Here is a 24,031-nt window from a genome sequence, read left to right on the forward strand (position 1 = left end):
CTTAGGATACAGAAAAATTATCAGTCAATTTGATTGATCATCTCAAATTGTGATTTTGAGCAGAAAAGAAAAAGAGGTGTAGTTTGACACTAGGTTTTATACTAAGTGGGAAAAGGTGGGATTAGGTAGGAATACGTGGTAATTTGTTGTTTTTATGTATAAAATTTAGCATTAAATGCGCGTTTTGTCAAAATAGATTTTGACACCTAAAATTGTAAAAAAGAGCGAAAAAGAGTGAAACTCAGAAAAAAGTGCGTTTTAAAGGTAAAAATGAGAGAAGGCTTTGAAAGGTCTGTGAAAACCCTGTGAAAAATTTTGAAAAGTCTGTGAAAGCCCAGAAAACCGCCTTTGAAGACCCTGTGAAAAAAATTCGGTAAATTGTGAAGCTCACTCCGAAATCAGCCAAAAATGACCCAAAAAGCAAAAAAGATATGCGCCATATGGCGCGTTTCTATTTTTTGCAAATATAATTCTTTAAAAACAATTCGTTATTTAAGTTTCTTAATGTAAATAGAAACGCGCCTGTATTTTTCATATTAAAGAGGCATTAAGCTGTATCTTATGTAGTTTCTGGATGTGCATTTTCAGCCTCTATTTGACGCTTTAAATGCAGTTTTAAAAGAGGTAAAATAAGCTCGATTTCTTCTGTGTCGTTGATATCTTGAACAAGCTCTTGCAGTTTTCTATAAAGTTCCGCCGCGAGTTCCGCTATATCTTCAGGAGGGATCTTTATATTTGCATCGCGATAGGTTGTATAAGCTATGCGACCAAGCTTTTTCATGAGACCAGCAGGGATGGTAGGTGGAGATATATTGAAAGACTGAGTTTTCATCATGTTTATGAACATTTCATCTTCACCAGTCAAAAGCCAATTTAGGTTGACCCCAAATTTTTCTCCATATGATGTTAAAACGGTTGCGTCTGGGGTTCTATCACCGCGTTCGTAATTGCCAAGCCCTTGAATACTAATACCAATTTTAAGAGAAAATATATCACGAGATAAGCCTACAAGCTTTCTTACCTCTATGAGGCGTCTTGCTAATGGGGTTTTGGGTTCATTTCTTTGTCGTGTCATATTAAAGAGGCATTAAGCTATATCTTATGTAGTTTCTGGATGTGCATTTTCAGCCTCTATTTGACGCTTTAAATGCAGTTTTAGAAGAGGTAAAATAAGCTCTACTTCTTCCGTGTCGTTGATATCTTGAACAAGCTCTTGCAGTTTTCCATAAAGTTCCGCCGCGAGTTCCGCTATATCTTCAGGAGGGATTTTTATATTTGCATCGCGATAGGTTGTATAAGCTATGCGACCAAGCTTTTTCATGAGACCAGCAGGAATGGTGGGTGCTTTAAAACCTGCTGCTTTCGCTTTTACCATGTCACTAAACATTTCACCTTCACCCGTAACGAGCCAATCTAAGGATATTCCACAGCGATCTTTATATATTCGCATTATAGATGCAGGGGGTTCTTGCAAACCCGTTTCATAATTGCGCATAGTCGTTTCGGGAATTTCAAAATGTCTAGCAAATTGCTTGCGCTCCGTGAAACCAAGGGCGCGTCGCACTTCACATAGCCGCTTTGCTAGTTCTGTTTTAGGTTCTTTTTTAGGGCGTGCCAAAAATGCTCCTTATTCATATTGAGGTTTGTTTTAAGTGACGGGATTTTAAAACGTAAAGAGATTCCCCCATTCATCTTAGAGAGGCATTAAGCCGTATTTTGTGTAGTTTCTAGATGTACTCTTTCAGCTTCTATTTGACGCTTTAAATGAATTTTAAGAAGAGGGAAAGTCGCTTCGACCTCTTCCGTGTCGTTGATGTCTTGAACAAGCTCTTGCAGTTTTTTATAAAGTTCCGCCGCGAGTTCCGCTATATCTTCAGGGGGGAGTTTTATTTTAGCATCGCGATAGGTTGTATAAGCTATGCGACCAAGTTTTTTCATGAGTCCAGTGGGAATAGTGGGTGCTTTAAAACCTGCTGCTTTCGCTTTTGCCATATCACTAAACATTTCGCCTTCACCAGTGACAAGCCAATGAGGATTAATGTTATAGGCTGTATAATAGGCGTTAATTACTGAGGATGGAGGCTCATGTGCTCCGATTTCATAATTGGCAAGGGTATTGCGTTGTAAATTAAGGCGTTGCGCAAAAATGCCCCGCTCTTCGTTTCCGAGTATTCGTCGTACTTCACGCAAGCGTTTTGCCAGTTCTGTTTTTGGTTCTACTTCTGGACGTGCCAAAAAAAATCACCTCTATACAAAATAAATTGTTTACAACACAAAATATTTGGTATATACATCTAATTACCGCCCGATATAGAGGGCAGATATTTTACAATTAACCCCACAAAAAACGGATGGTTTGAGCATCCGTTTGAAGCAGGAGCGAAGTTTATGACAACCACCCAAACATGCATTCAAGTATGGGATCGCCATAGTATTTTAGCCGAGCTACGCCGTCGTAATATGACCTTGGCGGAGCTCGCGAAAGCTTATCAACTCTCGTCATCCAGTGTTCAACACATTTGGACACGGTCTAACGAGAAAGCCGAACGTGCTATTGCCGATTTTATCGGTTTGCCCGTCGAGCAAGTATTTAGCGACCGCTACCCCAAAAGTCGCCGTCGCATTTTTAAAGCAGCAAAACATGCCAATACAGATTCGCGTGCGCATTCTGCTTTGCGCGGTAATGCTGCTTAAACTTCGTTACACGGCTTTGCGCTTTTGCGCATTTGCCATGAATTTAAATACCATAAGATAAAAAGGTTTATCAATGTCTAAAGATCAGTACGAAATAGGCAAGATAAATTGCATAGAGTTGCATCATAGAACAGCCATTTGCATGGGTTGGTTCTGGCGATTAGATGGTGTTCATATTGTTTTTATAGGGGGTGGTTATGGTTGCTGCTTGTAATTTATGGACCCCAGATGTCAGAAACGATATCGTTAATCCTTATTCAGAAGTTGAACGTTTACAGGTGATGCTTTCCTGTTCTTTAAAAGCAGTGAGTAGTGGATTTAAGCATCTGCCGATCCGGTATATTATTGACCCCCCGCATGGCTTATTTGATGCGGCGTTAGCACGACAGATTGTTATTCATATCTTGCATTATCAGTTTGAGGTGCCACGGCGGCGTATTGTTGCGATACAGGCACGTCAGCGGACTTCTATTTCTTTATCTATGCAAGTGATTAACCGGCGTTTGGAAGAACCCGTTTTTGCGAAAGCTTATCAAAGATGGGCGGGGCGTGCGATGGATTTATTCTTTAAAGAGATCAGAAAGGCGGCGGCGTGATGGCACAGTTTCAAAAGCTTGCTCTTGATGTGATTGTGGTGCCGGAGCGTATACGCCCTGTGGATGATGAGCATGCCAAGGCACTTGCACAATCAATGGCGCGGGAGGGATTGATGAATCCGATTACCGTGCGCCATACCCCTAATGCTAAAGAGGGTAATTATACGCTTATTGCTGGAGCGCATCGGCTTCGTGCTGCTGAGCTTTTGGGCTATAGTGATATTGATGCCGTTGTGGTGCAGGCTGATAAGGATAATGCTGCGCTTTTAGAAGTGGCAGAAAACCTCTTTCGTAATGAGTTGTCTGTTATTGACCGTGCGCTTTTTGTCCAGACTTACCGCGAATTGTGGGAAAAGAAGTACGGGGAGATTAAGCGTGGTGGGGACGGTAGTAATCAACATAAAGTCAAAAAAGAGCAATTGGGACAAGTTGTCCCAATTGCTCAAAGGGACAGCAATGCAACTTCAGATCACAATAAAATCGGGAGTGAAGGAGACAAAGTGGCAAAGGGACAAGTTGTCCCTTTGCCAAATGATGGTGACTTAAATGGCAAAGTGCAAAGTTTGCACTTTGCCGAACATGTGGCGGACCGTATCGGTTTGTCTTCAAAATCAGTAAGACGTCTTAACAGCATTGCTCAGCATTTACAGCCGGAGTTGCGGTCTGTTTTGCGTGGCACAGCATTGGCGGATAATCAAGCGCAATTGTTGAAATTAGCCAAGATGGAGCCGGTTGCGCAACGGCGGGTGGCAATTGCTTTGCAACAGGTTGAGGGAGATTTACGGCGGGCTGTTGATTTGGTCAATGGGATTAATACGCCGCCGCAAATTAATGAACAAGAGCGGGTTTTTGCTCAGTTATTGGGTGTTTGGCAAAGGGCGGATGCGCAGACAAAGGCGCGGTTTTATGATTATTTGAACAAGCAATCGGGGGAGGTGCTGTCATGAAGAGGCATGGTTGCGGGCAGCTTGATTTTTTCCAAAAGCCGGTTTTTCCCTGTCGTGAACCCGTTGCGCAGATTGATTTAGGGCGGTTTCGCTCGCGCATTAAGCGGGCGATGGCGCGTGCTTTGCGTGAATGCCGAGTTGAGCGCAGTGTGATTGCAGAGCGTATGGCGCATTATTTAGGGATTGGTTGTTTAAGTAAGGCGAGTTTGGATGCTTATGTTGCGGAAAGTAAGCAGGTGGATATTTCCCTGCCGCGGTTTAAGGCATTTGTGCGGGCGACAGAGGCATTTTGGCTCTGGGATGAGGTGGTGAGTGAAGATGGATTGTTGCTGTTGCAAGGGGATGAGGCGCGGTTAGCAGAAATTGCACGGTTGCAGCAGGAACAGCGGGAGATTGCAGCGCGATTGAAACTCATGCGCGCAACGCCGGTTCGCATTAAAAGGGGGCAGCCATGAAGGAATGGTTTACTATTGCCGAATTGGCTGAGGCAGCTTTGCCAGGGTTGCCGAAAAGTAAAGGTGGATTGCGTAAGATTTTGGCGTCCACATGGCGTCATCAAAGTGGTTTGACACGTAAAGTTAAAGGGGTTTCTCGACCTATTGTAGAAGTTCACATTTCCTTATTGCCGGAGGGGGCGCGGGCGGCATTGTTGGTGCGGTTTGGTGGGGCTGTTGATGTGAAACAAACGCAAGGGGAGCAAAAGGCAAGTATTTGGGTGCGTTATGAGGGGCTTTCAAAGGCGCATAAAAGGCGCTGTGAAGAGCGTTTGAAGGCACTTTGCTTTTGGGAAGATTTGCTTCATGCCGGTATGGGTGTGCATGATGCGGCAAGTTTGAGTGCTGTGCAATTTGGTGTGAGCCGGATGTCGCTTTTTAATTGGCGGCAGATGGTGGAGGGGTATGAGCGCCCTGATTGGTTGGCAGCTTTAGCGCCTTGTTATGGTGAGGAGAATGTTTCGCAATTTGCGCCGTGTCATGAGGGGGCGTGGGAGGTTTTTTGTTCGGATTATTTGCGCCCCTCTAAACCTGCTTTTTCGGCGTGTTATCGGCGCATGGTTTCGGTTGCGCAGGAGCGGGGTTTTGAGCCCATTCCTTCTGAGCGGGCTTTGCGGCGTCGTTTTAAGGCGCAAATTTCCAAAGCGGTTGTGGTTTTAGCGCGTGAGGGAGAAGAAAAGGCAAAAAAGCTTTATCCAGCCCAACGGCGTGATCGCTCGAGCTTGCATGCATTGCAAGCTGTGAATATGGACGGGCATAAGCTGGATGTTTTTGTGAGCGTTCCTTGGACAGAAAAGCCTGTGCGGCTTTATCTGATTGCCATTCAAGATCTTTATTCGGGCAAGATTTTATCGTGGCGCCTGTCGGATGCTGAGACTTGGGAAATCGTGCGTTTGGTGATTGGGGACATGGTGGAAGCTTATGGAATACCAGAGCGCATGACCTTGGATAATGGGCGTGCCTTTACCAGCAAGTGGATTTCTGGAGGTGTGCAAAACCGTTTTCGTTTTAAGATTAAGCCGGATGATCCGCAAGGGCTTTTGACGAGTTTGGGTGTGCAATTGCAATGGACCACCCCTTATAGCGGACAGTCTAAACCGATTGAGCGGGCATGGCGTGATCTGGCAGAAGCGATTTCTAAACATCCCTTTTGTGCGGGGGCTTATACGGGCAATAAACCGGATGCCAAGCCTGAAGATTATGGCAAGCGCGCGATAGGATTTGAAGAATTTAAAGCCCATGTTGGTGCGCAGATTGTGGCGCATAATGCGCAAGCGGGGCGTAAGGCGGTTAATTGTGCGGGGCGCAGTTTTGATGAGACCTTTGCAGAGAGTTTGCAAGCAGAGGGGACGATTATTCGGCAAGCGAGTGCAGCACAACGGGCTTTATGGCTTTTAACCTCTGAGGCATTGCGTGCGCAAAAGGGTACGGGGGAGATCCATTTTTATGGCAATCGTTATTGGGCGCGTGAACTTAACCAGTATGCGGGGCAAAAGGTGATTGTACGCTTTGATCCGGATAATTTGCATCAAGATTTACGGGTTTATGATTTGAACAATCGGTTGCTTTGTTTGGCACCATGCCTTTGTGATGTAGGTTTTTATGACCAGCAGGCGGCGCGCTTGAATGGGCGTTTGCGTAAAGAATATGTGAAGGCTGTTAAAGCAGAAAAACAGCTAGCGGCAAAGCTTGCACCTGATCACTTGGCCGATGTTTATGGGCGCCTTGAGAAAAAGGATGAAGCGTTCAAATCTAAACTTCCGATAAAGCCAAAGGTGAGCCGCTTGATGCCAAACAATGTGGGGAATTTAGCTTTGAAAGCAGACGATGATGAGGTTTTGGGGGAGGAAGAATTCAGTCAACACTTGCATAAAGCTTTGAGAAAGCTTTCCGCCTCTGATGAGGGGCGTGAGGTGATCAAGTTTCCTAAACGATAGGAAAGGAAAGAGGGGGGATTTGTAAGAATTCTCAAAAGGAAGCTGGTTTTGTATCGCGTACCAGCTTGAAGCGTTAACAAAGAAAGGGGGGGAGGAATCTTAATCCTTTAAAAGTTTAATCAATACATGAAGTTTCTAGGTGTCTTTGCCTGATCGGGAGAGATGCGTGGAGTTAGCAAGTTCTCTGATGCGTGAGAAAGAGAGGGGATTTGCAAGGTTAGCCGTTTTAGTATCGCGTACGGCTTTAAATGTTTATTGAAGACAAAAGATAAGGGGCGGGTGGGAGCCCTTCCCCTTATCAATAGTCTAAAATCAATACGAAAGGGGAATATACATGAAAAACGCGATAAATGCAACGGTCGATAAAAATCCTTGGGCGCGACCTAAAATCCAGCCTAATGGCACAGCACAAAACCGCAACAGTGATGACATTGCTTTATGGAATGAGCTTGTGGATGCGGTGAGAGCTTTGGGACAAATGAATGATTGGTCGAAAGCAGAGGTGGCGCGGCGCATAGGCATGCCGGATGGGACGTTTTCGCAATGGTATGCGGGCAGTTATGCGGGGCAATTGGGTAAGCAAAATGCAAAGGTTCAACAATGGGTTGAGGTTTTAAAGGAAACGGCGGGGTTTTTGGAGAAGATCCCTGAAAAACCAGCCTTTCAGAGGAATCGAATTGCCAGTGAGATCATTGACACTTTAACACTGGCACAAAGTACGGGGGATATGGTGATGATTACGCTTGATGCGGGCAGTGGTAAGACCGAAACCTGCCGCCATTATCGCTCTACCCGCCCGCATGTTTATCTGGTGACAGCAAGCCCACATACGCGCAGTGTTCACGGTATTTTGAATGATATGGCAGCAGAATTGGAAGTGGTGGAATATAATCCCACCCGCTTAACGCGTGCGATTGGTAAGAAATTAGAGCGCGTGGGCAGTGGCACGTTGTTGATCGTTGATGAGGCGCAAAATTTAACGGATGAGGCGATTAATCAGTTGCGCCACTTTGTTGATATCAATGGCACGGGGCTCGCTTTGGTTGGCAATGATGAGATCTCGGGACGGTTGGTTCATCGTCAAAATGGTCCTTCTTATGCGCAAATTAAAAGCCGATTGGCGATGCATCTGAAGCGTCGCAAGCCCTATAGTGAGGATATTGCTGCGCGCATTCATGATTGGGGGATTGAAGATGTTGGTGCGATAAAGTTTTTGACAGGGATAGGCTTAAAGGCTGGTGCTTTGCGGCAAATTGACAAAACCATGATGTTGGCACGCATGGCAGCTCTTGGAGATGGGTGTGAGGTGACCCTGAAACATGTCAAAGCGGCATGGAAAAACCGTGACGTGGAGGAATTGGCATGATCCCTTTATGCGACAAAGAATTATCCGATACGCTTGTTGGTCTTTATGACGATTATCAATGCGGTTTTGATATTGGAGAACAGCTTAAATTGTGTGTTGATTTGGCGTTATTGCTTGAATTGGAGTTGAGTGTTCACCGTTTGGGGGAGGCGGATGCGGTTTTGGAAGCTGAAGTTGCAGAAGTTTTGGCTGAGTGTGACAGCTCTGATCGAGATGAAGATAAGAGCAATCGTGTGATTTATATGGATTTTGGAGGAAGCAAATGATGGAACGCAACCCTTATATGGTGAGAGAGTGCTTGATTGCTTTGCGCTCTGCCTTTTTACAGTATGAGGTGAATGGCATTTTTATGCATGGACAAGATGTTCGAGAATTGAATGAGTATTTGCGTCGTTTGGCAGGCTATAACCACGTTTTAGGTCATGAGCTTATGCGGTGTCGTTGGCAATTGAAAGCGGGATGTGCGCCTTCTTCAGGGGATGTTGTGCCATTTCGTCGGTTTCAAAAAACATAAGGAGGAAGTTGGTGATGAATCCACAAATTGAACTTGAAGGCACGCGTTATATGAAGGATGCGAAAGGGGCTTTGGTGCCGGTAAACCTGATCCGTCCTGCGGATTTGTTAGAGGATGAAACGGTGCGCAAAATTATGGGTTTTGCGAAGGAGTTATCGGCAAGGATTGCGCGTTTTAACAACCATACGATTGCGGATTTGAGTGATTTTGATAGCTTGCTTGCGCAAGAATATGGTGTGGAGCGGCGTGGCAAAAAGGGCAATTGTACTTACACAAGCTTTGATGGTTTGCAACGCATTAAGGTGCAGGTACAGGAGAGTGTTGATTTTGGACCGCAATTGCAAATTGCCAAAAGCCTTCTTGATGAATGTTTGAATGAATGGTCTGCGGATGCGCGCCCTGAAATCCGTGCGATTATTACGCGTGCTTTTAATACGGATAAAGAAGGCAAGGTGAATCGAGGGGAGATCTTTATGCTGTTGCGTTTGGATATTGATGATCCACGCTGGAAAGAGGCGATGCGTGCCATTCGTGAGTCATTCCGTGTGACGACATCTAAGGAATATGTGCGTTTTTATGAGCGCGATAGCCTAGAAAGCGCTTGGCGTGCTGTGACCATTGATCTGGCGAAGACGTGAGGGGGGAGATGTCTTTAGCTGTCCTTCATATGGGAAAACGCGCGTTAGGTCTTGATGATGAGACCTATCGCGCACTGCTCTATCGCTTAACAGGCAAGCAATCGGCGAAAGATTTGAATTTTTCAGAAAAGCACTTGGTTATCGCTGAAATGAAAGCGTTTGGTTTTAAGCCGAATGGGAAGCGTTTAGAGGGTAAATATGCCAAGAAGTTACAGGCGCTCTGGATTGCTGGGTGGAATCTTGGCATTATTCGTGATCGTTCAGATAAAGCGTTGCTTGCCTTTGTGAAAAGACAGACAGGGATTGATCATGTTCGCTTTTTACGCGATAGCGATGATGCGGGCAAAGCTATTGAGGCGTTGAAAGGTTGGTTGCAGCGTGAGGGTGGGGTTGACTGGAGAGGAAAAAACCGCGAAGATTCATGGAGGAAGAAACCAAGCATTTCCATTTTGTGTGCCCAATGGAAGCGTTTGAATCCCGATGCTGTATTTGATGTGGAAGCTTTTCATCAAAGTGTTATGGCGTTAAGTGGTAAAGCTTTGGGTGAGATGAGTGGGGGCGACTTTAGAGAAGTTATGAATGTTTGGGGGCGGAAAATCCGTAAAGGTGTTAAAAGCGAGGGGTAAGCATGTATGCAAGAGGAAATCTATAGCGATTTTCCTGCCTTATTGCGTGAAATAGCTGATGTTGCGGGCAGTGAAGCAGCATGGAATATGATGCGGGCTTTTGGTGGACGAGAAGTTTATATACCCGGGCGTCTTGAGAGTGCGGATTGGTTGATTGAAATTGTTGGGTTTGAAGAGGCGCAGCAATTGATCAACCATTTTTGTTTTAATGGTTCGGGTGTGCGCCTTCTTATCCCCCTTGGCAGAGATGCTGAACGGCGGCAAAAAATGGTGCAAGCGTTGCAAAAAGGCTGGTCGGTTGATGCTGCAGCTGCTGTTTCTGGTATGCATGTGCGTACAGCCTATCGCTTGAAGAAGAAAATTTCTTCAAAAGAACCACAAGGTTTATTATTTCCAGAGTTTTATGAGTATTGAGAGTTTTGACTGACAGTGTCAGGCTTATATTGGGGGTTTGAAATCCGATAAACTGCGGATGGATTTTTATTCATTGAGTGGTTTGTTATGGTTTCAATAGATGCCTCTTTTCTTCATCGCCTTGCGCCTAAATTGGCGCATCATGCGCGCCAAGATTTTATTATCGTTGAAATGGCACGTGTGTTGCCTGAAGCTTTATCCTATGGAGCGATAACAACATCTTTGCGTGTTGCACATTTTTTAAGCCAATGTGCCCATGAGAGTGATGGTTTTTTTACCGTTTGTGAATATGCCTCTGGGCGCGCTTATGAGGGGCGGCGTGATTTAGGCAATGTCAACCCTGGGGATGGTGTGCGCTTTAAGGGGCGTGGTTTGATCCAATTAACGGGACGCAATAATTATCGCCGTTTTACGAAGTTTTGGCGCTTAGTCGATGAACAAGCGGTTGATTGTGAAGCATTTCCGCAAGTGCTGGAACAGTTTCCAGCTGCTCTTTGGTCTGCTGTTTGGTTTTGGCAGACGAGAGGCTTAAATAGGCTTGCTGACCAAGATGATGTCGTGAGGATTACCAAGGCGATTAATGGCGGCAAGAATGGACTTGTGCAACGCTTGACCTATTTAAACCGCGCCAAAAAACTTTTGGGACTTGGAGGCGAGGTGAAGGTATGAAACCGTCTTATCGTGGTTCTAGGCTCTATTTGTGGTGGTCCTTTTGGTTTGCTTGGGGGGTTATTTTTTTGCTCGTTTCTGGTGGCTTGTGGGGGGCTCCGCATATTGTTGATATGGCGAGCATTTCTATTCCTTCGATGGTGGCGATTATTGTTGGCAATCTGGGGGTGCATCGTGGCTTTGGTTCGTTGGATTTTTCTAATAGGAAACATTCCCATAAGCGGCATAGCAGCTCCTATGATGGGGTGGAGATAACGAGGTGGGGAGATAAAAGCAATGTTTAGCCCTGTTTCAAAACTGTCTTTTGGTCTGCTTTTTTTGGTCAGTGTGATGTTGGCGGCTTTTGGCTTTATGAAAGTGCAAGTTTTAAAGGCGGAAAAGGCGCGTGATTTGTATTGGCAGTTGGAGATTGCCAAGGCTTCTGCACGCGCACAGCTTGAGATGGAGCGACAAAGGCAAGCAGCGTTTGAAGCTGAGCATCAAGCGCAAGGGGTGATTTCGGCTTTGGAACAAAAGCTTGTGAAAATGGAGGAAGTCAATGGGAAGTTGCCGGTTACTGGCGGTGGCATTGGGCTTGAGCGTGTGCGCTTGCTCAACACACAAGCCGGTGGGTAGCCTTTCTTATCATTTTTTATCGGTTGAATTGCCGCCTGTTGTTCGCATGGCGTGTGCCCGCCCAGCTTTATTGCCAGAGCGTGCTTTGAATGCGCGCGAAGTGGTGCACTATTGGGGGCGTGATCGTGCTGCTTTACTGATCTGCGAACAACGCAGAAAAGCTGCGGAGCGGGCGATTTTAGGCAAAAGAGAGGGGGGGTTCAAGTGAACTTGGATATCAGTGTTGCCAATGGCTGGTTGTCTTTATTGTTATCGGTTATTGCGATTTGTGGGGTTTTGAGAGCCTATTTTTCTTCAGGTGCGCGGGAAATGCTTAAAGATATCACGGCGCTTAAAGAGCGTGTGCAAAAGTTAGAAACGGAGATGGACTTTTTGCCTGATCGTGATGCGCTGCAAAGATTGGAAGTGAATATGGAGAAATTGAATGGTCGTCTCAACACGCTTTCTGCACAATTACAACCGGTGGCAGCCATTGGTGAGCGCTTGCAAGAGTTTTTGTTGGAGAATGCCAAGAAATGAAAGCAGATATGGATAAAATCATCCGTGAAGAAGCGCGGTTGATTATTTTAAAAGGGCTTGCTTGTGAGCGCAGCGAAACTTTATCGAGTGCGATGATTGAGCGGCTTTTATACAGTTATGGCATCAGACGCGATCGCGATTTTGTGCATAATGAACTGGCATGGATGGAAGATCAAGGTGCTGTTACTTTAAAATGTGTGGGTTCAGTTTTTCTTGCGGCGTTAACAGAACGGGGAGCGCGTCATTTAGACCGGAGCTTTTCCATTGAGGGGATTAAGCGGCCTAAACGTTCATCAATAAAAGACGAGGTGAAGGATGCGCAAGGTCGGGCGTGGACGTTTAACGGCGATTGATTTATTGCCGCAAGCTTGTGATCAAATTATTGCTGCTGCTGCTGAGGCTTTAAACGGGCGTGAGAAGACGCAAATGGCTATTTATGGTGAGTTTAAAGCGGCTTTGAAGGCTTTACGAAAGGAAACGGGTCTCAGCTTTTCTATACCCTCCTTTTCGAGTTTTAATCGGTATTCTTTGCGGCTAGCCGTGATGTCACGGCGCCTAGAACAGACAAGAGAAATTGCAGCAAGCCTCTCGCAGCGCTTTGATGCCAAAGCTTCTGACAATATCACTCTTTTGACGGCAGCAGCGATTAAGGAGTTGATTTTTTCAACGTTAAGCAGCGGGAAAAACCTTTCGCCAAAAGCGGCACAAGAATTGGCCAATGCGCTTAAAGGCGTGTTGGCGGCTGAACATTTGTCGACCACCAGACGGCAGAAGCTTGAGAAGGATTTTACCAGCAAAGCAAGTAAAGCGGTTGACGCAGCAGCAGCAGCGGCGGGGCTCTCAGAAGAAACAGCGCGAGCTATTCGTGCGCAGGTGTTGGGGGTAAAACATGGCTGAACAGCCCTTTTCAAAAAGTCATGTCTTTGATCATCAGAATACCTATGACATTTGGCGGAAAAGTACTTTTCCCAAAGAGAGTGATCCCTTAGCGGAAGGCGTTTTGATGGCGCATCAACGGGCATGGATTGAAGATAAGTCCCCATTAAAATTGGTTGAAAAGGGGCGGCGGACCGGCATTACTTTTGCAGAAGCTTTGGATGATACACTGATTGCAGCGGCGGCACGTGAAGCGAGGGGCGATAATGTTTTTTATATTGGTGACACCAAAGACAAGGGGCGGGAATTTATTGGCTATGTGAGCAATTTTGCTTCGGCAATTACGAGCCATAGTGGGGATGTTGAGGAATTTTTATTCTCTGATCAAAGGGCGGATGGTTCAACAAAATATATCTCTGCTTATCGGGTGCGTTTTGCTTCAGGTTTTCGGATTGAGGCGCTTTCTAGCCGCCCTGAAAACATTCGGGGGCTACAGGGCATTGTGGTGATTGACGAGGCGGCTTTTCATCAAGATGTGCGCTCTGTTTTGGATGCGGTCAATGCTTTGTTGATTTGGGGAGGCAAGATCCGTGTGATCTCCACCCATAATGGTGTTTTAAACCCTTTCAATGAATTGATCCGTGAGGCGCGAGCAGGAAAAGTGCCTTTTTCGGTGCATTGTTACCCCTTTGGTGTTGCTGTTAAAAATGGCTTGTTTAAACGGGTTTGTGCCATGAAGGGGGAGGTGTGGAGTTTAGCATCTGAGCAACAATGGGAAGAGCAAATTCGTGCGTCTTATGGGGTGCGTTTGGCTGCGATGCGCCAAGAATTAGATGCCATACCAGCCGATCAAGAAGGGGCTGCTTTAACACGCTTACAGATTGAAAATTGTTGTGCGCCAGATATTGCGGTGTTGCGTTTTGCTTGTGTGGATGATTTTAAAAATCAATCGGAACATCAACGAAGTGTTGCTGCTTTTGCTTGGTGTGAGAAACATATAAAACCTCTTCATATTGGGCTTGACCGGCGGCGCCAACATGTTTTTGGCGTTGATTTTGCGCGCAGCGGCGATGCGACATCGATTGTGGTGATGGAGGTGGGACAAGATTTGGTGCGCCGTGTACGGTTTATGGTGGAATTGCGCAATACGCCGTTTGATCAACAAAGAGAGATTTTATTTTATGGGGTGAATGGTTTGCCGCGTTTGATGGGCGGCGCGTTAGATGCGCGGGGCAATGGGGCTTATTTAGCGGAAAAAGCGGCGCAGCGTTATGGGGCTTGTGTGAGGGAAGTGCAATTGTCGCAAAGTTGGTATGGCAAAGAAATGCCGGCTTATTTGGAAGCTTTTGGGGATGGGTCCATTGTTTTGCCGCGCGATAGTGACATTGTTGCCGATCATCAAGCGCTTGCTTATGTCAATGGCATTGTGAAAATTCCAGACAATCATCGTTTTAAAGGCAGTGACGGTTTTATGCGCCATGGTGATAGCGCGATTGCTTGCGCTTTGGCTTATTTTGCCAGCCGCCAAACTCCTGAAATTTATGATTATACCCCTGTGAGAGAGGCTTATCGTTTTGATGAAAGCCCGCTCTTTTCAACGCCTTTTTTTTCAACAATGCGATCAAAGATTTATTGATGGGATGATGAGATGGTAAAACTTTTAGATCAGTGGGGCAGGGCGCTTAATATCAAAGGGTTGGAGAGGGAAGTCGCAAGCCCTACCGTTAATGGTATTCGTGATGTGTGGTCACAAACCATTGTCAGTGGTCTCACCCCTGCGCAACTTGCTGATATTTTGCAACAGGCAGCACGGGGGCATCCAGAGCAGTTTTTTCAACTTGCCGATGATATGGAAGAGCGTGATTTGCATTATCGTGCTGTGCTTGGCATGCGTAAAAATGCCCTTACAGGGGTGGAGCCTGGAGTGATTGCCGCAAGCAACAGTGCACAGGACAAAAAGATTGCGGATGCGGTGCGAGAAGTGATTAGTGCACCCACTTTTGTTGATGATTATGTGACGGATTTGTTAGATGCTTTGGGAAAAGGCTATGCGGTTGTTGAAACTTTGTGGGACAAGAGTGCTAAGGAATGGTGGCCGGTTGCTTGGAAATGGCGGGACCAGCGGTTTTTTCAATTAGACCGGCGGGATGGTTTTCATTTGCGTTTAAAAGAAGAGGGGTCTCACTATGGTATTGAGTTGCCTGCTTATAAATTTTCTATTCACAGACCGAAGTTAAAAAGTGGGTTGCCTATCCGCACGGGGCTTGCACGGCTTGCAGCTTGGGCTTTTTTGTTTAAATCTTATACCTTAAAAGATTGGATGGCTTTCTTAGAAGTTTACGGTATGCCTTTGCGTGTGGGCAAATATGGTGCGAGCTCTTCTCATGAGGAACGACGGGTTCTCATTCAAGCGGTGCGTGATTTATCCAGTGATGCGGCAGCGATTATTCCCAAAGAGATGGAGATTGAATTTATTGAAGCAGCAGGGGGCAGTGGCAATGCGGTGTTTGCTTCTAAGGCGGAATATTTAGATCGACAAATTTCTAAAGGTGTGTTGGGACAAACGATGACGACGGATGATGGTTCGTCCTTTTCGCAAGCGCGCATTCATGAAAATGTGCGCCATGATATTGCCAGAGCTGATGCACGACAATTGGCATTGACGGCCAATCGTGATTTAATTGTGCCCTTTGTTGAGATTAATTTTGGGCGCCAAGAGCGCACCCCCCTTGTCTATTGGCCGATTTCGGAAAATGAAGACATTAAAGCGATTAGTGATGCGCTGGAAAAACTCGTGCCTTTAGGTTTGCGTGTTGGGGCGCAAGAAGTGCGCAATAAGATTGGTTTTTCGCAACCAAAAAAGGAAGAAGATGTTTTAAAGGCTCCTGATAATGCGCCTGATGATGAGAGGGGAGAAAAGGCTCATGTTTGTGCTGATTGTGGAGGTGTTTTTGATGTTTCTGTGACAAGAGAGAGCAAGGGTGCAAAAGAGAAGGGTGGGAAACATCACGACGAATTAGACCGACTTTCTGAAGAAGCTTTAAGCGACTGGGAAGAGGACTTAGAACCCCTTTTAGAGCCTTTTAAAAAGCTTGTGAGAGAAGCAAAAAGTTATGAGGATATCCTAAAAGGCTTAGATGAATTGCTCGGTGAGATGGATCATCACGCATTAGCAGCGCGCTTGGCAAAAGTACAAATGATTGCACGTGGGCTTGGGTATCATGGATGAGGAACTTTTTAAAACCGCCCCAAAAGAGGTCACCCGTTATTTTGAAGCCAAGGCACTTGTTCCAAGCTTTGATTGGCGTGATGTGGCACCAGAAGAACATGCTTTTTCCTTTACGGTGGCAAAATCGGTGGGCTATGATATTTTGGAGGATTTTAAGCAAGCGGTTGGAGAAGCCATAAAGCATCAAGTTCCTTTTCAAGATTTTCAAAAAAATTTGATGCCGATTTTACAGGAAAAGGGTTGGTGGGGTAAAAAGACTGCCATTGACCCCAAAACTGGTGAAAAGAGCGTGGTACAATTGGGCAGCCCACGGCGTTTAGAAACGGTCTATTGGGCCAATACCATGAGTGCGCATGCGGCAGGCGAGTGGGAGCGCACACAAAATAATAAAGAATTTTTGCCCTATCTCACCTATGCTTTGTCAAGTTCAGAACATAAGCGTTTAGAACATGAAAGTTGGGTGGGGTTTACCGCACCTGTTGATGATCCGGTTTGGGATTGGCTTTATCCGCCCAATGGTTGGCGGTGTAAATGCAGTGTGCGACAGGTAAGCCGTTATGAAGCAGAAGATTTAGGCTATGAAGAGGGGGCAGAGCCACTTCATGTTGAAAAGCAGGTTTGGCACAATAAGCGAACGGGGAAAATTGAGAAGATACCAAAGGGGATTGATCCTGGTTGGCATTTGAACCCTGGGAAACATCGGGCGCAAAATTTAAGCAATTTTTTGAGTGATAAAGTCTCTGTGATGGGGGACAATGACAAACGCATTGCCATTGAAGATATTGTGGGTTCGCCAATTTTGGAAGCCATGTTTGAAGGACGGATGCCTCGCGGGTTTATACCCATTGCACCGATACCACAAAAGGTGGGTGATGTTTTTGCAGCGGAAAATTCTCTTATTCGCTTATCCGCAGACAGTGTGAAACATATTTTGTTAGAGCATCAAGCGCGTTCTCTTCACTTGGATGATTTTCGTGGCGCCATTCAAACACTCATAAAACCCCATGGAATTATCAGGCGAAAAGGTGTACCGAGCGTTATGTTTTTTGGTGAAAGTGGTGGGACATGGTGGCGCTTTGTGGTCAAATTTGTAGCAAGCAAACAAGAATGGTGGTTGACCTCCATGCATAAAAAAAACTCTAGAGAAATTGGACGCTTATTGGATGCGGCTGAAAAAAAGGGCGAGAGGTTGTTGTAAAGAGAACACCGGAAAGACCTGCTGGCTTTTGTGAAAAGAGAAGGCGTGGAGGGCGGTCAACTCCTCGCAGATCCGGTAAAACCGTCCTGGTATAACTGGCTCACGCCTCGTGGATAGAAGTAACAGTTTAAAAGTTTAAAAGCAATCTTAAAAAAACGGCTTGAGAGAGGCTTTTTTTGTATAAGGCGATAAATTGTACCTCTAACTTCACAACGGCGCTCTATCGCCTTTGAAGTGCCTTTGAAAACGATTTTATGGGATGGTTTGGCACGGGGGTTTCTCTCACAAGGAGAAGAATAGGGAAAAGAGTGCTTTTTTGAGAAATCCTCTTTTGACTGACAGTGTCAGACTTATGGTGGGAGTAAGTTTCATGCATTGTATTGCCAATGACAATTGTAAAGCAATAGGCAATGTGTATGGAGCAAGAATTTCACGAAGATCAAAAAGATGGGCATGCAGAAACATTTCATGCTGCGTTAATAGATCTTTGCCAAGACGCCACCGTTAGCCAAGCGCCTGAATGGGTAGAGCTTTTGCCCAAAGCGCCCCATGTGAAGGCACGTGATGGACGACAATGGCATTATAACCCGCAAACGATTTTAAAAGCCTTTGCAGCCAATAAAGGACCGCTTGTAATTGATTATGAGCATGGGCAACATCACCGTGCGAGAAATGGTTTAGAGGCACCTGCCAGTGGCTGGATTGAAGAATTAGCAGAGCGGGATGGTGCGATTTGGGGGCGTGTTAAATGGACCGATATGGCTACCAAAAAGATTGTTGCCCGAGAATATCGCTATCTTTCGCCGGAGTTTCGCCATTCCAAGAAAGGTGAAATTTTAAATTTAGCAGGTGCGGGACTGGTCAATCGTCCAGCCCTTGTCATGACGGCTTTAAGCCGTGAACAGCCTTCCCCTATAACTTTGACGGAGAAAATGATGGATTTGACAGCCATTGCCAGTGCACTATCGCTGGCAGAAGATGCTAAAGCGGATGAGGTTTTAGCAACGCTTAAAGCGCGCGAAAAGGAACGCGTGGAATTAAATGCCCAATTAACAAAAGCGCGAGAAGATTTAGCGCTTTTGCAAGAAGAGCAAAAAAATACTGCCATTGAGAGTCTTTTAGACAAGACCATTGAAGAGGGCAAGATTTTGCCGGCTGCCCGCGAGGAATATCGTGCGCTCTGTAGCCTTGAAGGGGGGATGGAGCATTTTAAAAGTTTGGTCGAGAAGTTGCCGGCGCTTGCCTCAACAAGCCCTTTAGAAGTGTGTGCTTTAGCACAAGAACCAAAGCTTGCTCCAGAAGAGGTTGCTGTTGCGGCACGCCATTATCAGGAAGAGCAGAAGCAAAAAGGCTTTGACATCACCATTAGCCAAGCGGTTGAGTATATTAGCGAGCAAAAGGAGCGCCAATCATGAGTACGATGATTTTGATTAAATCTTTTCGCGCTGGAGATGTGATTTCACCTTATTGCATTGTTGCAGCACGCACTGAGGGAATGGTGGCAACGGCTTCTGGTAAGGGTGATAAATTATTAGGGACTGCTGGGTCATTGAGTGCCAAGGCTGGTGAGATGATTGATGTTGGCCAATGTGGTTGGGGCGAAGTGGTTTGTGGAGGCAATGTTTCCTTTGGTGATTTTTTGACCTCTGACCCCAAAGGACACGCCATTAAAGCGGAAGCCGCAGATCGCACCATTGGTATTGCCATGAGTGATGGTTCTGCTGGTGATGTTATTTCTTTTAAAATTAATTAATCGAGGCATAAAATGAACAGACCTTTTCCCATTGATCCAACACTCACCGCTATTGCTATTGGTTATCGCAATCCAGCAGGTTCTCTTATTGGCGATAAAGTTTTGCCACGCGTTTGTGTTTTAAGTGAGGTGTTTAAATATAGTGAATTTCCCTTAGCGGAAAATTTTACCGTGCCTGAACTTGAAGTTGGGCGGAAAGGGCGCCCGAATGTGGTGGAATTTTCTGCCTTTGAACGGGAAGCCAGTGTCAAAGATTACGGACTTGATGATCTTATCCCCAATTCAGATATTGAAGCAGCGGCACGCGCCAGGGCGGAGCGACGCTCTCGTTATAACCCAGAAAAGACAGCTGTAGAGGGACTTGCCAATTTGCTAGAATTGGGGCGTGAAGTGCGTGTTGCAGCCCTTGTGCAAAGAAGTGAAAATTACGCACCAGAGCGTGTGATTACGCTTAAGGGTGAAAATAAATTTAGCGATTATGAGAAATCTGACCCTTATGCCACTTTAGATGAGGCGATGGATAAAAGTCTCGTCTATACGCCCAACACCATTGTGATGGGCAAAGTTGTTTGGTCAAAACTCAAACGTCATCCCAAAATCATTAAAGCCGTTAAAGGGGGTGGCACTGCTGATGGTTTTGTCACCAAGGCGCAATTTGCTGATCTGATGGAAATACACCCCGATCGTTTACTCATTGGTGAATCGCAAGTGAATTTGGCACGTAAAGGGCGTTCGGCACAATTGGCACGCGTTTGGGGCAATAAGATTGCACTGCTTTATATTGACCCTACCAAACAACAGGCAGATGGATCGGTGATCAGTTGGGGCTTTAGCGCCCAGTTGGGCGAGCGTTTGTCTGGAGTGATCCAAGATCCAGATATCGGCTTATCAGGCGGTAAACGGGTGCGTGTGGGGGAACGGGTGTGTGAATTGGTCGCTGCAAAAGATGCCGGCGTTTTGTTGCAAGAAGTTGTCTAAGGGAAACTTTTAAACATGGCTTATGCAAGCAAAACATTGATTGAAGAGCTCTGGGGTGATGACTTCTTGGATGATTTGTGCGGGATGGATGAGAGTTCTGATCCAGTTTTTTCAGAGCAAGCCATTGCCCGCGCGCTCGAACAGGCAAGTGGTGAGATTGATGTGCATTTGTCTCATCGCTACTGCGTCCCCATTGCTGGACAGCCAGCGGCTCTGGGTATGATCTGTGTCAATATTGCTGTTTATAATTTAGCCATACGCCATACGGCACTGACCACGACTATTGAAGATCGTTACAAACAGGCGGTTGAACTCTTGAAACGCATTGCGGAAGGCAAAGCGGGTTTAGGCATAGATGAACCTAAAATTATGAGCGAAGATGGTCCCGTGCGTGATGGGGCTTTTTTTCATGCCAAGCCGCGTTTGATGGGAAGATAATATGTCTGTTGCAACCCATATTGAGATTAAAGAGATGGGGCTTGAAGCGGCTTTATCCTTTTTGCAAAAGGGAGCTGATAGCTCGATGGGGACTTTGGCACAAGGGGTTGGGCGTCTCATTCAAGAGAGCACAAGACGGCGGATTCAAAGCGAAAAAACGTCTGCCCAAGGAGAGAAGTGGAAAAACAATCATGCCCGCACCTCCATTCTTTATGCCAGTGGGGCGCTTTCACGCTCCATTGATATGAAGGCTTCACCAGAACAGGTGATTGTGGGCTCTGGGTTGGTTTATGCGCGGATTCATCAATTGGGTGGGGTCATTCGCCCGAAAAATGGCAAGACACTGCGCTTTTTTCTTAAAAGCGGCAATGCACACCGCTTTGTTTGTGTGCATCAAGTGACCATGCCCGCACGCCCTTATTTGGGGCTTTCAGAGCACAATAAAGTGGAAATTGTCAAAGCGACAGAAGACTGGCTGGAAAGGGTCTTTTCATGAGTCAAACGATCACACAAGCAGGGCGCATTAATCAGTTTCGTGAAGCGGTGATAAGAAGCCTTAAAGGCGCTTTACCGGATGTGCGTGATTGCAGCTGTCAATTTGGACGTTTTAACTTAGAAGAATTGGAAACACAGATGCTGGTGGCTCCAGCCGTGCGTGTTGCGGTGTTAGAAAGCCGTTTAATTTCTGTTGCTTCTGGACAGATGAGTGCTGATCTTCATTTAGGGGCTTTTATTATTACCACAGGTAAAGAGCGTGATGTTTCCAGTTGGCTTTTAGCAGAAGCCATTGCGGTGCTTTGTCATAGCGGGCAATTGTGGGGACTAACGCATTTGAGTGCCCCGCGTGAGGTGCAAATTGAACCGATTATCTCTGCGGCGATTAAGCAGCGTGGTGTATCGATAAGCGTGGTGGAATGGCACCAAGATTTGCATCAGTTGGGACATGATATTTTTTGTGATGAAGGACAACTCAAAAGTGGTTTGATTTCATGGGACAATGAGGTGGGGGCATGAATGATGCGCATTTGTTGAGTGACACCTTGCGGCAAATAATGAAGCGTCTTGATGCGCTTGAACGCTGTCTTGCCAACCAGCACATGATCGGGCGGGTTGTGCAAGTTGATGGCCATAGGGTGCGGGTGAAACTTTCCGAACAGGGTTCCAATGGACAAGCGGTTTTATCGCCTTGGCTACAAGCGCAAGAAGCTTCTGGCGCTCTTTCAAGCAATATGCCTCTCCATGTTGGTGATCCGGTGCGCTTGTTAAACCCCCATGGCGAAATTGGTTCCGCCTCTCTGGTGGTGCGCGATAGTTATAGTGAGGATGCGCCTAATCCCGCACGCTCGCCGCAAGAACTTGCTCTGTGTTATGCGGGTGGCGCTTTGCGAATGACAAAAGATGAGCTCATTCTCTCCCATGGGGAAAATCAAATTCATTTGAGTGAAAAAGGTTTGGTGCTTTCTCATCAAGCAACCCGTGTTGAATTAACGGGTAGTGTGCACATTCAAGCAGAAGATTTACAGCATAATCAAAAATCTGTTGGCGCAAGCCACAAACACGGTGGGGTCAAAATGGGTCCCTCCACAACCTCTTCCCCTCTTTAAAGGAGTTTATTATGCGTGAGAACACTTATGTTATTTTAACCAATGCCGATTTTGTTGCAGGCAAGCGTTCACCGGGCAAGGGTGAGGAAATTTGTTTAAGTGAGGAAGAGGCTAAATATCCGTTGCTGCTTGGTCAGATCACTGAAAAACCAGCACCTGTTGTTTCTGCGCCCCCAACTGTTTCTACCACAAAGACAAGCAAAGGAGCTTAAAGCATGCGGTGCGGGATGAGCGAAAAGGATGGCTCTCTTTTATATGGCTTTGCGCATTGTCAACAGTCACTTCGTAAATGTCTGACGACAAGAATTGGGACACGGGTTTTGCGTCGTCATTATGGATGTGATGTTGGAGCATTCCAAGACGCCAATGCTGATCCTGCGACGATGATGCAGCTTTATCAAGCAATTGTTGAAGCACTCGATGATCCAGAGTGTGGAGAGCCTGGGTTTTCGTTGCAGAGGATTGATCTGACAAAAGCAACGCGTGAAGGTACATTTCATTTTGTTTTAACGGGTGTTTTTTATCCCGATGGGCATTTGGGGGATTGGTCACACCAAGAGCCAATGAGCATCAATTTAGAGGTTGGTGATGACTGAGTTTGAACCTTTATCCATTCCACAAGCTCCCCCTCCACAACTCCCTCTCCCACAAATTATTGAAGAGCTTTCTGTTGAAGCCATTTTAGAGCAAAAGATCACGCGTTTGACTGAGCTTTTTGCAGCGCATCATATTCCTTATAATGTGGAAAAGACGGCTTATGATCCGGTTGTCATTCAATTGCAAGCGGCGGCTTATGAAGAGTTGCTTTTGCGCCAGCGAATTAATGAAGTGGCGCGAGATAATTTACTCACATTTGCCCGTGGAACAAGTTTAGATCATTTGGGGGATTTTCATGGGGTCACGCGCCTTTTGGATGAAGATGATGAGCGGTTTCGCCGCCGCATTCGCTTGAATAGACAAGGACATTCCACAGGTGGCACAGCGCCACGTTACCAATATTTTGCCCTCTCAAGCGATATCCATGTCAAAGATGCTTTTGTTTATCGTGTGGCTAAAAGTCCACTTATTCATGTTGCGCTTTTTAGTGACGCCCCTTCAGGGGTGGCTGATGAGGCTTTAATTGCCAAGGTACAAGCAGCCCTTGATGCCCCCCATGTTAAAATGACCAATGACCACATCTTTGTGAAAAGCGCGGTACAGCGGATGATCAATGTTTCTGCTGATTTTTGGTTGTTACCGGATGAAGGCTCCTTTGTTTTGGAAAGAGCGGAGCAGAATTTAAGAGCAGAATGGGCGCGTGCGCAAAGGCTTGGGCGTGATTTGTCTTTAAGTTGGATACTAAGCCGCTTGATGGTTGAGGGCGTTCACCATGTGAACATAACGCAACCTTGTGAGGATATTTTGGTCGCACCTGATGAAGCGGTCGCACTAGGGGATATTGTTTTGTCTGAACGGGGGCGTGCTTATTGATGCTTTCCTCACTTTTGCCCCCGAATTCTAGCTTGTTTGAACGTTGTTTTGCAGAAGCAATGGCTCTTGACCCTCACGTTAAAACCGCACTGGAAGAAATACCCCGCGCGAAATTTATTACGCGTCCGCCTTCTTGGTTGCCCTTTTTAATAGACGAATATGGCTTACAAGAATTAAACCCTTATTTCTCTAACCTTTATGATTTAATTGATCAGGGTCTTGCATGGCAAAATATTCGCGGCTCCCTTGCGGCAATAGAGATGGGGCTTGAATGGCTAGGGATTTCTGCACGCTTTCAACCCGCTTGGACGGGGCGGGTATGGTGGAATTCCTTTCAACTTGATTTTGATCAGTTGCCTGAACGCAAAAGCCTTGAAGCCATTGAAGCGATTACCGACCTTTCCAAAAGTTTGCGCTCTGATTTTCGCCGTGGGACCTATGGTTATGATGTGCAAG

The 24,031-nt window shown here is 46.1% G+C and carries 35 protein-coding genes; 32 read left to right on the plus strand and 3 right to left on the minus strand.

The genetic code is table 11. The features are described 5' to 3' along the window. Window positions 1-559: 559 nt before the first annotated feature. The 3 genes from ACFIJK_RS07790 to ACFIJK_RS07800 all read right to left on the minus strand — a co-directional run bounded on the left by ACFIJK_RS07790 (window position 560) and on the right by ACFIJK_RS07800 (window position 2,235). Window positions 560-1,075, minus strand: a complete 516-nt coding sequence (locus ACFIJK_RS07790; RefSeq protein ID WP_375627410.1) for a helix-turn-helix domain-containing protein — start codon at window positions 1,073-1,075, stop codon at window positions 560-562. A gap of 24 nt (window positions 1,076-1,099) precedes the next feature. Next, window positions 1,100-1,618, minus strand: coding sequence for a helix-turn-helix domain-containing protein (locus ACFIJK_RS07795; protein ID WP_375627411.1), 519 nt, complete (start codon window positions 1,616-1,618; stop codon window positions 1,100-1,102). 86 nt (window positions 1,619-1,704) lie between these two features. Next, on the minus strand, window positions 1,705-2,235 hold the full coding sequence (locus ACFIJK_RS07800; RefSeq protein WP_375627412.1) for a helix-turn-helix domain-containing protein: 531 nt from the start codon (window positions 2,233-2,235) through the stop codon (window positions 1,705-1,707). A gap of 153 nt (window positions 2,236-2,388) precedes the next feature. On the opposite strand from ACFIJK_RS07800, the gene ACFIJK_RS07805 reads away from it, so the two are divergent. The 32 genes from ACFIJK_RS07805 to ACFIJK_RS07960 form a co-directional block, all read left to right on the plus strand. After that, window positions 2,389-2,694, plus strand: a complete 306-nt coding sequence (locus ACFIJK_RS07805) for a helix-turn-helix transcriptional regulator (RefSeq protein ID WP_005864619.1) — start codon at window positions 2,389-2,391, stop codon at window positions 2,692-2,694. Between the two features lie 197 nt (window positions 2,695-2,891). After that, window positions 2,892-3,290 carry a hypothetical protein gene (locus tag ACFIJK_RS07810; RefSeq protein ID WP_375627413.1) on the plus strand — a complete coding sequence of 133 codons (399 nt, stop codon included), beginning with the start codon at window positions 2,892-2,894 and terminating at the stop codon, window positions 3,288-3,290. After that, window positions 3,290-4,237, plus strand: a complete 948-nt coding sequence (locus tag ACFIJK_RS07815) for a ParB/RepB/Spo0J family partition protein (RefSeq protein ID WP_375627414.1) — start codon at window positions 3,290-3,292, stop codon at window positions 4,235-4,237. The genes ACFIJK_RS07810 and ACFIJK_RS07815 overlap by 1 nt, the downstream gene beginning before the upstream one ends. Beyond that, on the plus strand, window positions 4,234-4,692 hold the full coding sequence (locus ACFIJK_RS07820; RefSeq protein WP_375627415.1) for a hypothetical protein: 459 nt from the start codon (window positions 4,234-4,236) through the stop codon (window positions 4,690-4,692). Before ACFIJK_RS07815 ends, ACFIJK_RS07820 begins: the two co-directional genes overlap by 4 nt. Continuing rightward, a complete protein-coding gene (locus tag ACFIJK_RS07825; RefSeq protein WP_375627416.1) occupies window positions 4,689-6,668 on the plus strand; it encodes a transposase domain-containing protein in 1,980 nt (659 codons plus the stop codon). The genes ACFIJK_RS07820 and ACFIJK_RS07825 overlap by 4 nt, the downstream gene beginning before the upstream one ends. 334 nt (window positions 6,669-7,002) lie before the next feature. After that, window positions 7,003-8,034 carry an AAA family ATPase gene (locus ACFIJK_RS07830; protein ID WP_375613740.1) on the plus strand — a complete coding sequence of 344 codons (1,032 nt, stop codon included), beginning with the start codon at window positions 7,003-7,005 and terminating at the stop codon, window positions 8,032-8,034. After that, window positions 8,031-8,300: a hypothetical protein gene (locus ACFIJK_RS07835; protein WP_375626747.1), complete on the plus strand. Its 270-nt coding sequence runs from the start codon at window positions 8,031-8,033 to the stop codon at window positions 8,298-8,300. Before ACFIJK_RS07830 ends, ACFIJK_RS07835 begins: the two co-directional genes overlap by 4 nt. Next, the gene (locus ACFIJK_RS07840) at window positions 8,297-8,548 is read left to right on the plus strand and encodes a hypothetical protein (protein ID WP_375627417.1); all 252 of its coding nucleotides are present in this window, start codon (window positions 8,297-8,299) and stop codon (window positions 8,546-8,548) included. The genes ACFIJK_RS07835 and ACFIJK_RS07840 overlap by 4 nt, the downstream gene beginning before the upstream one ends. Window positions 8,549-8,562: 14 nt before the next feature. Continuing rightward, window positions 8,563-9,186, plus strand: a complete 624-nt coding sequence (locus tag ACFIJK_RS07845; RefSeq protein ID WP_375627429.1) for a DUF3164 family protein — start codon at window positions 8,563-8,565, stop codon at window positions 9,184-9,186. A gap of 8 nt (window positions 9,187-9,194) precedes the next feature. After that, window positions 9,195-9,812, plus strand: a complete 618-nt coding sequence (locus ACFIJK_RS07850) for a regulatory protein GemA (protein WP_375627418.1) — start codon at window positions 9,195-9,197, stop codon at window positions 9,810-9,812. A 6-nt stretch (window positions 9,813-9,818) separates the two neighbouring features. After that, a complete protein-coding gene (locus tag ACFIJK_RS07855; protein WP_375613743.1) occupies window positions 9,819-10,226 on the plus strand; it encodes a helix-turn-helix domain-containing protein in 408 nt (135 codons plus the stop codon). 87 nt (window positions 10,227-10,313) lie between these two features. Beyond that, a complete protein-coding gene (locus ACFIJK_RS07860; protein ID WP_375627419.1) occupies window positions 10,314-10,895 on the plus strand; it encodes a glycoside hydrolase family 19 protein in 582 nt (193 codons plus the stop codon). Then, window positions 10,892-11,179 carry a hypothetical protein gene (locus ACFIJK_RS07865; protein WP_375612317.1) on the plus strand — a complete coding sequence of 96 codons (288 nt, stop codon included), beginning with the start codon at window positions 10,892-10,894 and terminating at the stop codon, window positions 11,177-11,179. Before ACFIJK_RS07860 ends, ACFIJK_RS07865 begins: the two co-directional genes overlap by 4 nt. Further along, window positions 11,172-11,510: a hypothetical protein gene (locus ACFIJK_RS07870; RefSeq protein ID WP_375626739.1), complete on the plus strand. Its 339-nt coding sequence runs from the start codon at window positions 11,172-11,174 to the stop codon at window positions 11,508-11,510. The genes ACFIJK_RS07865 and ACFIJK_RS07870 overlap by 8 nt, the downstream gene beginning before the upstream one ends. After that, entirely contained in the window at window positions 11,503-11,718 is a 216-nt protein-coding gene (locus ACFIJK_RS07875) for a hypothetical protein (protein ID WP_375626737.1), read from the plus strand. The genes ACFIJK_RS07870 and ACFIJK_RS07875 overlap by 8 nt, the downstream gene beginning before the upstream one ends. Then, window positions 11,715-12,029 (plus strand): DUF2730 family protein, encoded by a 315-nt coding sequence (locus ACFIJK_RS07880; RefSeq protein ID WP_375607966.1) that lies wholly within the window; start codon window positions 11,715-11,717, stop codon window positions 12,027-12,029. The genes ACFIJK_RS07875 and ACFIJK_RS07880 overlap by 4 nt, the downstream gene beginning before the upstream one ends. Further along, window positions 12,026-12,382 carry a hypothetical protein gene (locus ACFIJK_RS07885; RefSeq protein WP_375612320.1) on the plus strand — a complete coding sequence of 119 codons (357 nt, stop codon included), beginning with the start codon at window positions 12,026-12,028 and terminating at the stop codon, window positions 12,380-12,382. The genes ACFIJK_RS07880 and ACFIJK_RS07885 overlap by 4 nt, the downstream gene beginning before the upstream one ends. Further along, window positions 12,345-12,926, plus strand: a complete 582-nt coding sequence (locus tag ACFIJK_RS07890; RefSeq protein WP_375627420.1) for a phage protein Gp27 family protein — start codon at window positions 12,345-12,347, stop codon at window positions 12,924-12,926. Before ACFIJK_RS07885 ends, ACFIJK_RS07890 begins: the two co-directional genes overlap by 38 nt. Next, the gene (locus ACFIJK_RS07895; protein ID WP_375627421.1) at window positions 12,919-14,541 is read left to right on the plus strand and encodes a hypothetical protein; all 1,623 of its coding nucleotides are present in this window, start codon (window positions 12,919-12,921) and stop codon (window positions 14,539-14,541) included. Before ACFIJK_RS07890 ends, ACFIJK_RS07895 begins: the two co-directional genes overlap by 8 nt. Window positions 14,542-14,553: 12 nt before the next feature. Next, the gene (locus ACFIJK_RS07900) at window positions 14,554-16,134 is read left to right on the plus strand and encodes a DUF935 domain-containing protein (RefSeq protein ID WP_375626730.1); all 1,581 of its coding nucleotides are present in this window, start codon (window positions 14,554-14,556) and stop codon (window positions 16,132-16,134) included. Further along, window positions 16,127-17,332, plus strand: a complete 1,206-nt coding sequence (locus tag ACFIJK_RS07905) for a phage minor head protein (protein WP_375626728.1) — start codon at window positions 16,127-16,129, stop codon at window positions 17,330-17,332. Before ACFIJK_RS07900 ends, ACFIJK_RS07905 begins: the two co-directional genes overlap by 8 nt. A gap of 416 nt (window positions 17,333-17,748) precedes the next feature. Then, entirely contained in the window at window positions 17,749-18,747 is a 999-nt protein-coding gene (locus tag ACFIJK_RS07910; protein WP_375626726.1) for a phage protease, read from the plus strand. Further along, window positions 18,744-19,085, plus strand: a complete 342-nt coding sequence (locus ACFIJK_RS07915) for a hypothetical protein (protein WP_375626725.1) — start codon at window positions 18,744-18,746, stop codon at window positions 19,083-19,085. The genes ACFIJK_RS07910 and ACFIJK_RS07915 overlap by 4 nt, the downstream gene beginning before the upstream one ends. A gap of 12 nt (window positions 19,086-19,097) precedes the next feature. Beyond that, window positions 19,098-20,063, plus strand: a complete 966-nt coding sequence (locus ACFIJK_RS07920) for a capsid protein (protein WP_375621653.1) — start codon at window positions 19,098-19,100, stop codon at window positions 20,061-20,063. 15 nt (window positions 20,064-20,078) lie between these two features. After that, entirely contained in the window at window positions 20,079-20,501 is a 423-nt protein-coding gene (locus tag ACFIJK_RS07925; RefSeq protein ID WP_375627422.1) for a gp436 family protein, read from the plus strand. Between the two features lies 1 nt (window position 20,502). Next, complete coding sequence (locus ACFIJK_RS07930; protein ID WP_375627423.1) at window positions 20,503-20,997, plus strand: phage virion morphogenesis protein; 495 nt, start codon at window positions 20,503-20,505, stop codon at window positions 20,995-20,997. Next, the gene (locus tag ACFIJK_RS07935) at window positions 20,994-21,515 is read left to right on the plus strand and encodes a hypothetical protein (protein ID WP_375627424.1); all 522 of its coding nucleotides are present in this window, start codon (window positions 20,994-20,996) and stop codon (window positions 21,513-21,515) included. The genes ACFIJK_RS07930 and ACFIJK_RS07935 overlap by 4 nt, the downstream gene beginning before the upstream one ends. Beyond that, window positions 21,512-22,105 carry a baseplate assembly protein gene (locus ACFIJK_RS07940; protein ID WP_375627425.1) on the plus strand — a complete coding sequence of 198 codons (594 nt, stop codon included), beginning with the start codon at window positions 21,512-21,514 and terminating at the stop codon, window positions 22,103-22,105. The genes ACFIJK_RS07935 and ACFIJK_RS07940 overlap by 4 nt, the downstream gene beginning before the upstream one ends. A gap of 11 nt (window positions 22,106-22,116) precedes the next feature. After that, complete coding sequence (locus ACFIJK_RS07945; protein ID WP_273790108.1) at window positions 22,117-22,317, plus strand: hypothetical protein; 201 nt, start codon at window positions 22,117-22,119, stop codon at window positions 22,315-22,317. 3 nt (window positions 22,318-22,320) lie between these two features. After that, window positions 22,321-22,701 (plus strand): GPW/gp25 family protein, encoded by a 381-nt coding sequence (locus tag ACFIJK_RS07950; protein WP_375627426.1) that lies wholly within the window; start codon window positions 22,321-22,323, stop codon window positions 22,699-22,701. After that, on the plus strand, window positions 22,694-23,575 hold the full coding sequence (locus ACFIJK_RS07955; RefSeq protein WP_375627427.1) for a baseplate J/gp47 family protein: 882 nt from the start codon (window positions 22,694-22,696) through the stop codon (window positions 23,573-23,575). The genes ACFIJK_RS07950 and ACFIJK_RS07955 overlap by 8 nt, the downstream gene beginning before the upstream one ends. Then, window positions 23,575-24,031 (plus strand): phage tail protein (locus ACFIJK_RS07960; protein WP_375627428.1); only part of this gene is annotated, 457 nt, incomplete at its 3' end. The genes ACFIJK_RS07955 and ACFIJK_RS07960, both read left to right, overlap by 1 nt.

Source organism: Bartonella sp. PS17NMGDW (assembly GCF_042193555.1).
Taxonomy (GTDB): Bacteria; Pseudomonadota; Alphaproteobacteria; order Rhizobiales; family Rhizobiaceae; genus Bartonella; species Bartonella grahamii.

What these genes read in the sequence shown, in the direction of transcription:
- ACFIJK_RS07790 (WP_375627410.1), bottom strand. Translation starts at nt 1,075, where the DNA reads ATGACACGACAAAGAAATGAACCCAAAACCCCATTAGCAAGACGCCTC.
- ACFIJK_RS07805 (WP_005864619.1), top strand. Translation starts at nt 2,389, where the DNA reads ATGACAACCACCCAAACATGCATTCAAGTATGGGATCGCCATAGTATT.
- ACFIJK_RS07810 (WP_375627413.1), top strand. Translation starts at nt 2,892, where the DNA reads ATGGTTGCTGCTTGTAATTTATGGACCCCAGATGTCAGAAACGATATC.
- ACFIJK_RS07815 (WP_375627414.1), top strand. Translation starts at nt 3,290, where the DNA reads ATGGCACAGTTTCAAAAGCTTGCTCTTGATGTGATTGTGGTGCCGGAG.
- ACFIJK_RS07820 (WP_375627415.1), top strand. Translation starts at nt 4,234, where the DNA reads ATGAAGAGGCATGGTTGCGGGCAGCTTGATTTTTTCCAAAAGCCGGTT.
- ACFIJK_RS07825 (WP_375627416.1), top strand. Translation starts at nt 4,689, where the DNA reads ATGAAGGAATGGTTTACTATTGCCGAATTGGCTGAGGCAGCTTTGCCA.
- ACFIJK_RS07830 (WP_375613740.1), top strand. Translation starts at nt 7,003, where the DNA reads ATGAAAAACGCGATAAATGCAACGGTCGATAAAAATCCTTGGGCGCGA.
- ACFIJK_RS07835 (WP_375626747.1), top strand. Translation starts at nt 8,031, where the DNA reads ATGATCCCTTTATGCGACAAAGAATTATCCGATACGCTTGTTGGTCTT.
- ACFIJK_RS07840 (WP_375627417.1), top strand. Translation starts at nt 8,297, where the DNA reads ATGATGGAACGCAACCCTTATATGGTGAGAGAGTGCTTGATTGCTTTG.
- ACFIJK_RS07845 (WP_375627429.1), top strand. Translation starts at nt 8,563, where the DNA reads ATGAATCCACAAATTGAACTTGAAGGCACGCGTTATATGAAGGATGCG.
- ACFIJK_RS07850 (WP_375627418.1), top strand. Translation starts at nt 9,195, where the DNA reads ATGTCTTTAGCTGTCCTTCATATGGGAAAACGCGCGTTAGGTCTTGAT.
- ACFIJK_RS07855 (WP_375613743.1), top strand. Translation starts at nt 9,819, where the DNA reads ATGCAAGAGGAAATCTATAGCGATTTTCCTGCCTTATTGCGTGAAATA.
- ACFIJK_RS07860 (WP_375627419.1), top strand. Translation starts at nt 10,314, where the DNA reads ATGGTTTCAATAGATGCCTCTTTTCTTCATCGCCTTGCGCCTAAATTG.
- ACFIJK_RS07865 (WP_375612317.1), top strand. Translation starts at nt 10,892, where the DNA reads ATGAAACCGTCTTATCGTGGTTCTAGGCTCTATTTGTGGTGGTCCTTT.
- ACFIJK_RS07870 (WP_375626739.1), top strand. Translation starts at nt 11,172, where the DNA reads ATGTTTAGCCCTGTTTCAAAACTGTCTTTTGGTCTGCTTTTTTTGGTC.
- ACFIJK_RS07885 (WP_375612320.1), top strand. Translation starts at nt 12,026, where the DNA reads ATGAAAGCAGATATGGATAAAATCATCCGTGAAGAAGCGCGGTTGATT.
- ACFIJK_RS07890 (WP_375627420.1), top strand. Translation starts at nt 12,345, where the DNA reads ATGCGCAAGGTCGGGCGTGGACGTTTAACGGCGATTGATTTATTGCCG.
- ACFIJK_RS07895 (WP_375627421.1), top strand. Translation starts at nt 12,919, where the DNA reads ATGGCTGAACAGCCCTTTTCAAAAAGTCATGTCTTTGATCATCAGAAT.
- ACFIJK_RS07900 (WP_375626730.1), top strand. Translation starts at nt 14,554, where the DNA reads ATGGTAAAACTTTTAGATCAGTGGGGCAGGGCGCTTAATATCAAAGGG.
- ACFIJK_RS07905 (WP_375626728.1), top strand. Translation starts at nt 16,127, where the DNA reads ATGGATGAGGAACTTTTTAAAACCGCCCCAAAAGAGGTCACCCGTTAT.
- ACFIJK_RS07910 (WP_375626726.1), top strand. Translation starts at nt 17,749, where the DNA reads ATGGAGCAAGAATTTCACGAAGATCAAAAAGATGGGCATGCAGAAACA.
- ACFIJK_RS07915 (WP_375626725.1), top strand. Translation starts at nt 18,744, where the DNA reads ATGAGTACGATGATTTTGATTAAATCTTTTCGCGCTGGAGATGTGATT.
- ACFIJK_RS07920 (WP_375621653.1), top strand. Translation starts at nt 19,098, where the DNA reads ATGAACAGACCTTTTCCCATTGATCCAACACTCACCGCTATTGCTATT.
- ACFIJK_RS07925 (WP_375627422.1), top strand. Translation starts at nt 20,079, where the DNA reads ATGGCTTATGCAAGCAAAACATTGATTGAAGAGCTCTGGGGTGATGAC.
- ACFIJK_RS07930 (WP_375627423.1), top strand. Translation starts at nt 20,503, where the DNA reads ATGTCTGTTGCAACCCATATTGAGATTAAAGAGATGGGGCTTGAAGCG.
- ACFIJK_RS07935 (WP_375627424.1), top strand. Translation starts at nt 20,994, where the DNA reads ATGAGTCAAACGATCACACAAGCAGGGCGCATTAATCAGTTTCGTGAA.
- ACFIJK_RS07940 (WP_375627425.1), top strand. Translation starts at nt 21,512, where the DNA reads ATGAATGATGCGCATTTGTTGAGTGACACCTTGCGGCAAATAATGAAG.
- ACFIJK_RS07945 (WP_273790108.1), top strand. Translation starts at nt 22,117, where the DNA reads ATGCGTGAGAACACTTATGTTATTTTAACCAATGCCGATTTTGTTGCA.
- ACFIJK_RS07950 (WP_375627426.1), top strand. Translation starts at nt 22,321, where the DNA reads ATGCGGTGCGGGATGAGCGAAAAGGATGGCTCTCTTTTATATGGCTTT.
- ACFIJK_RS07955 (WP_375627427.1), top strand. Translation starts at nt 22,694, where the DNA reads ATGACTGAGTTTGAACCTTTATCCATTCCACAAGCTCCCCCTCCACAA.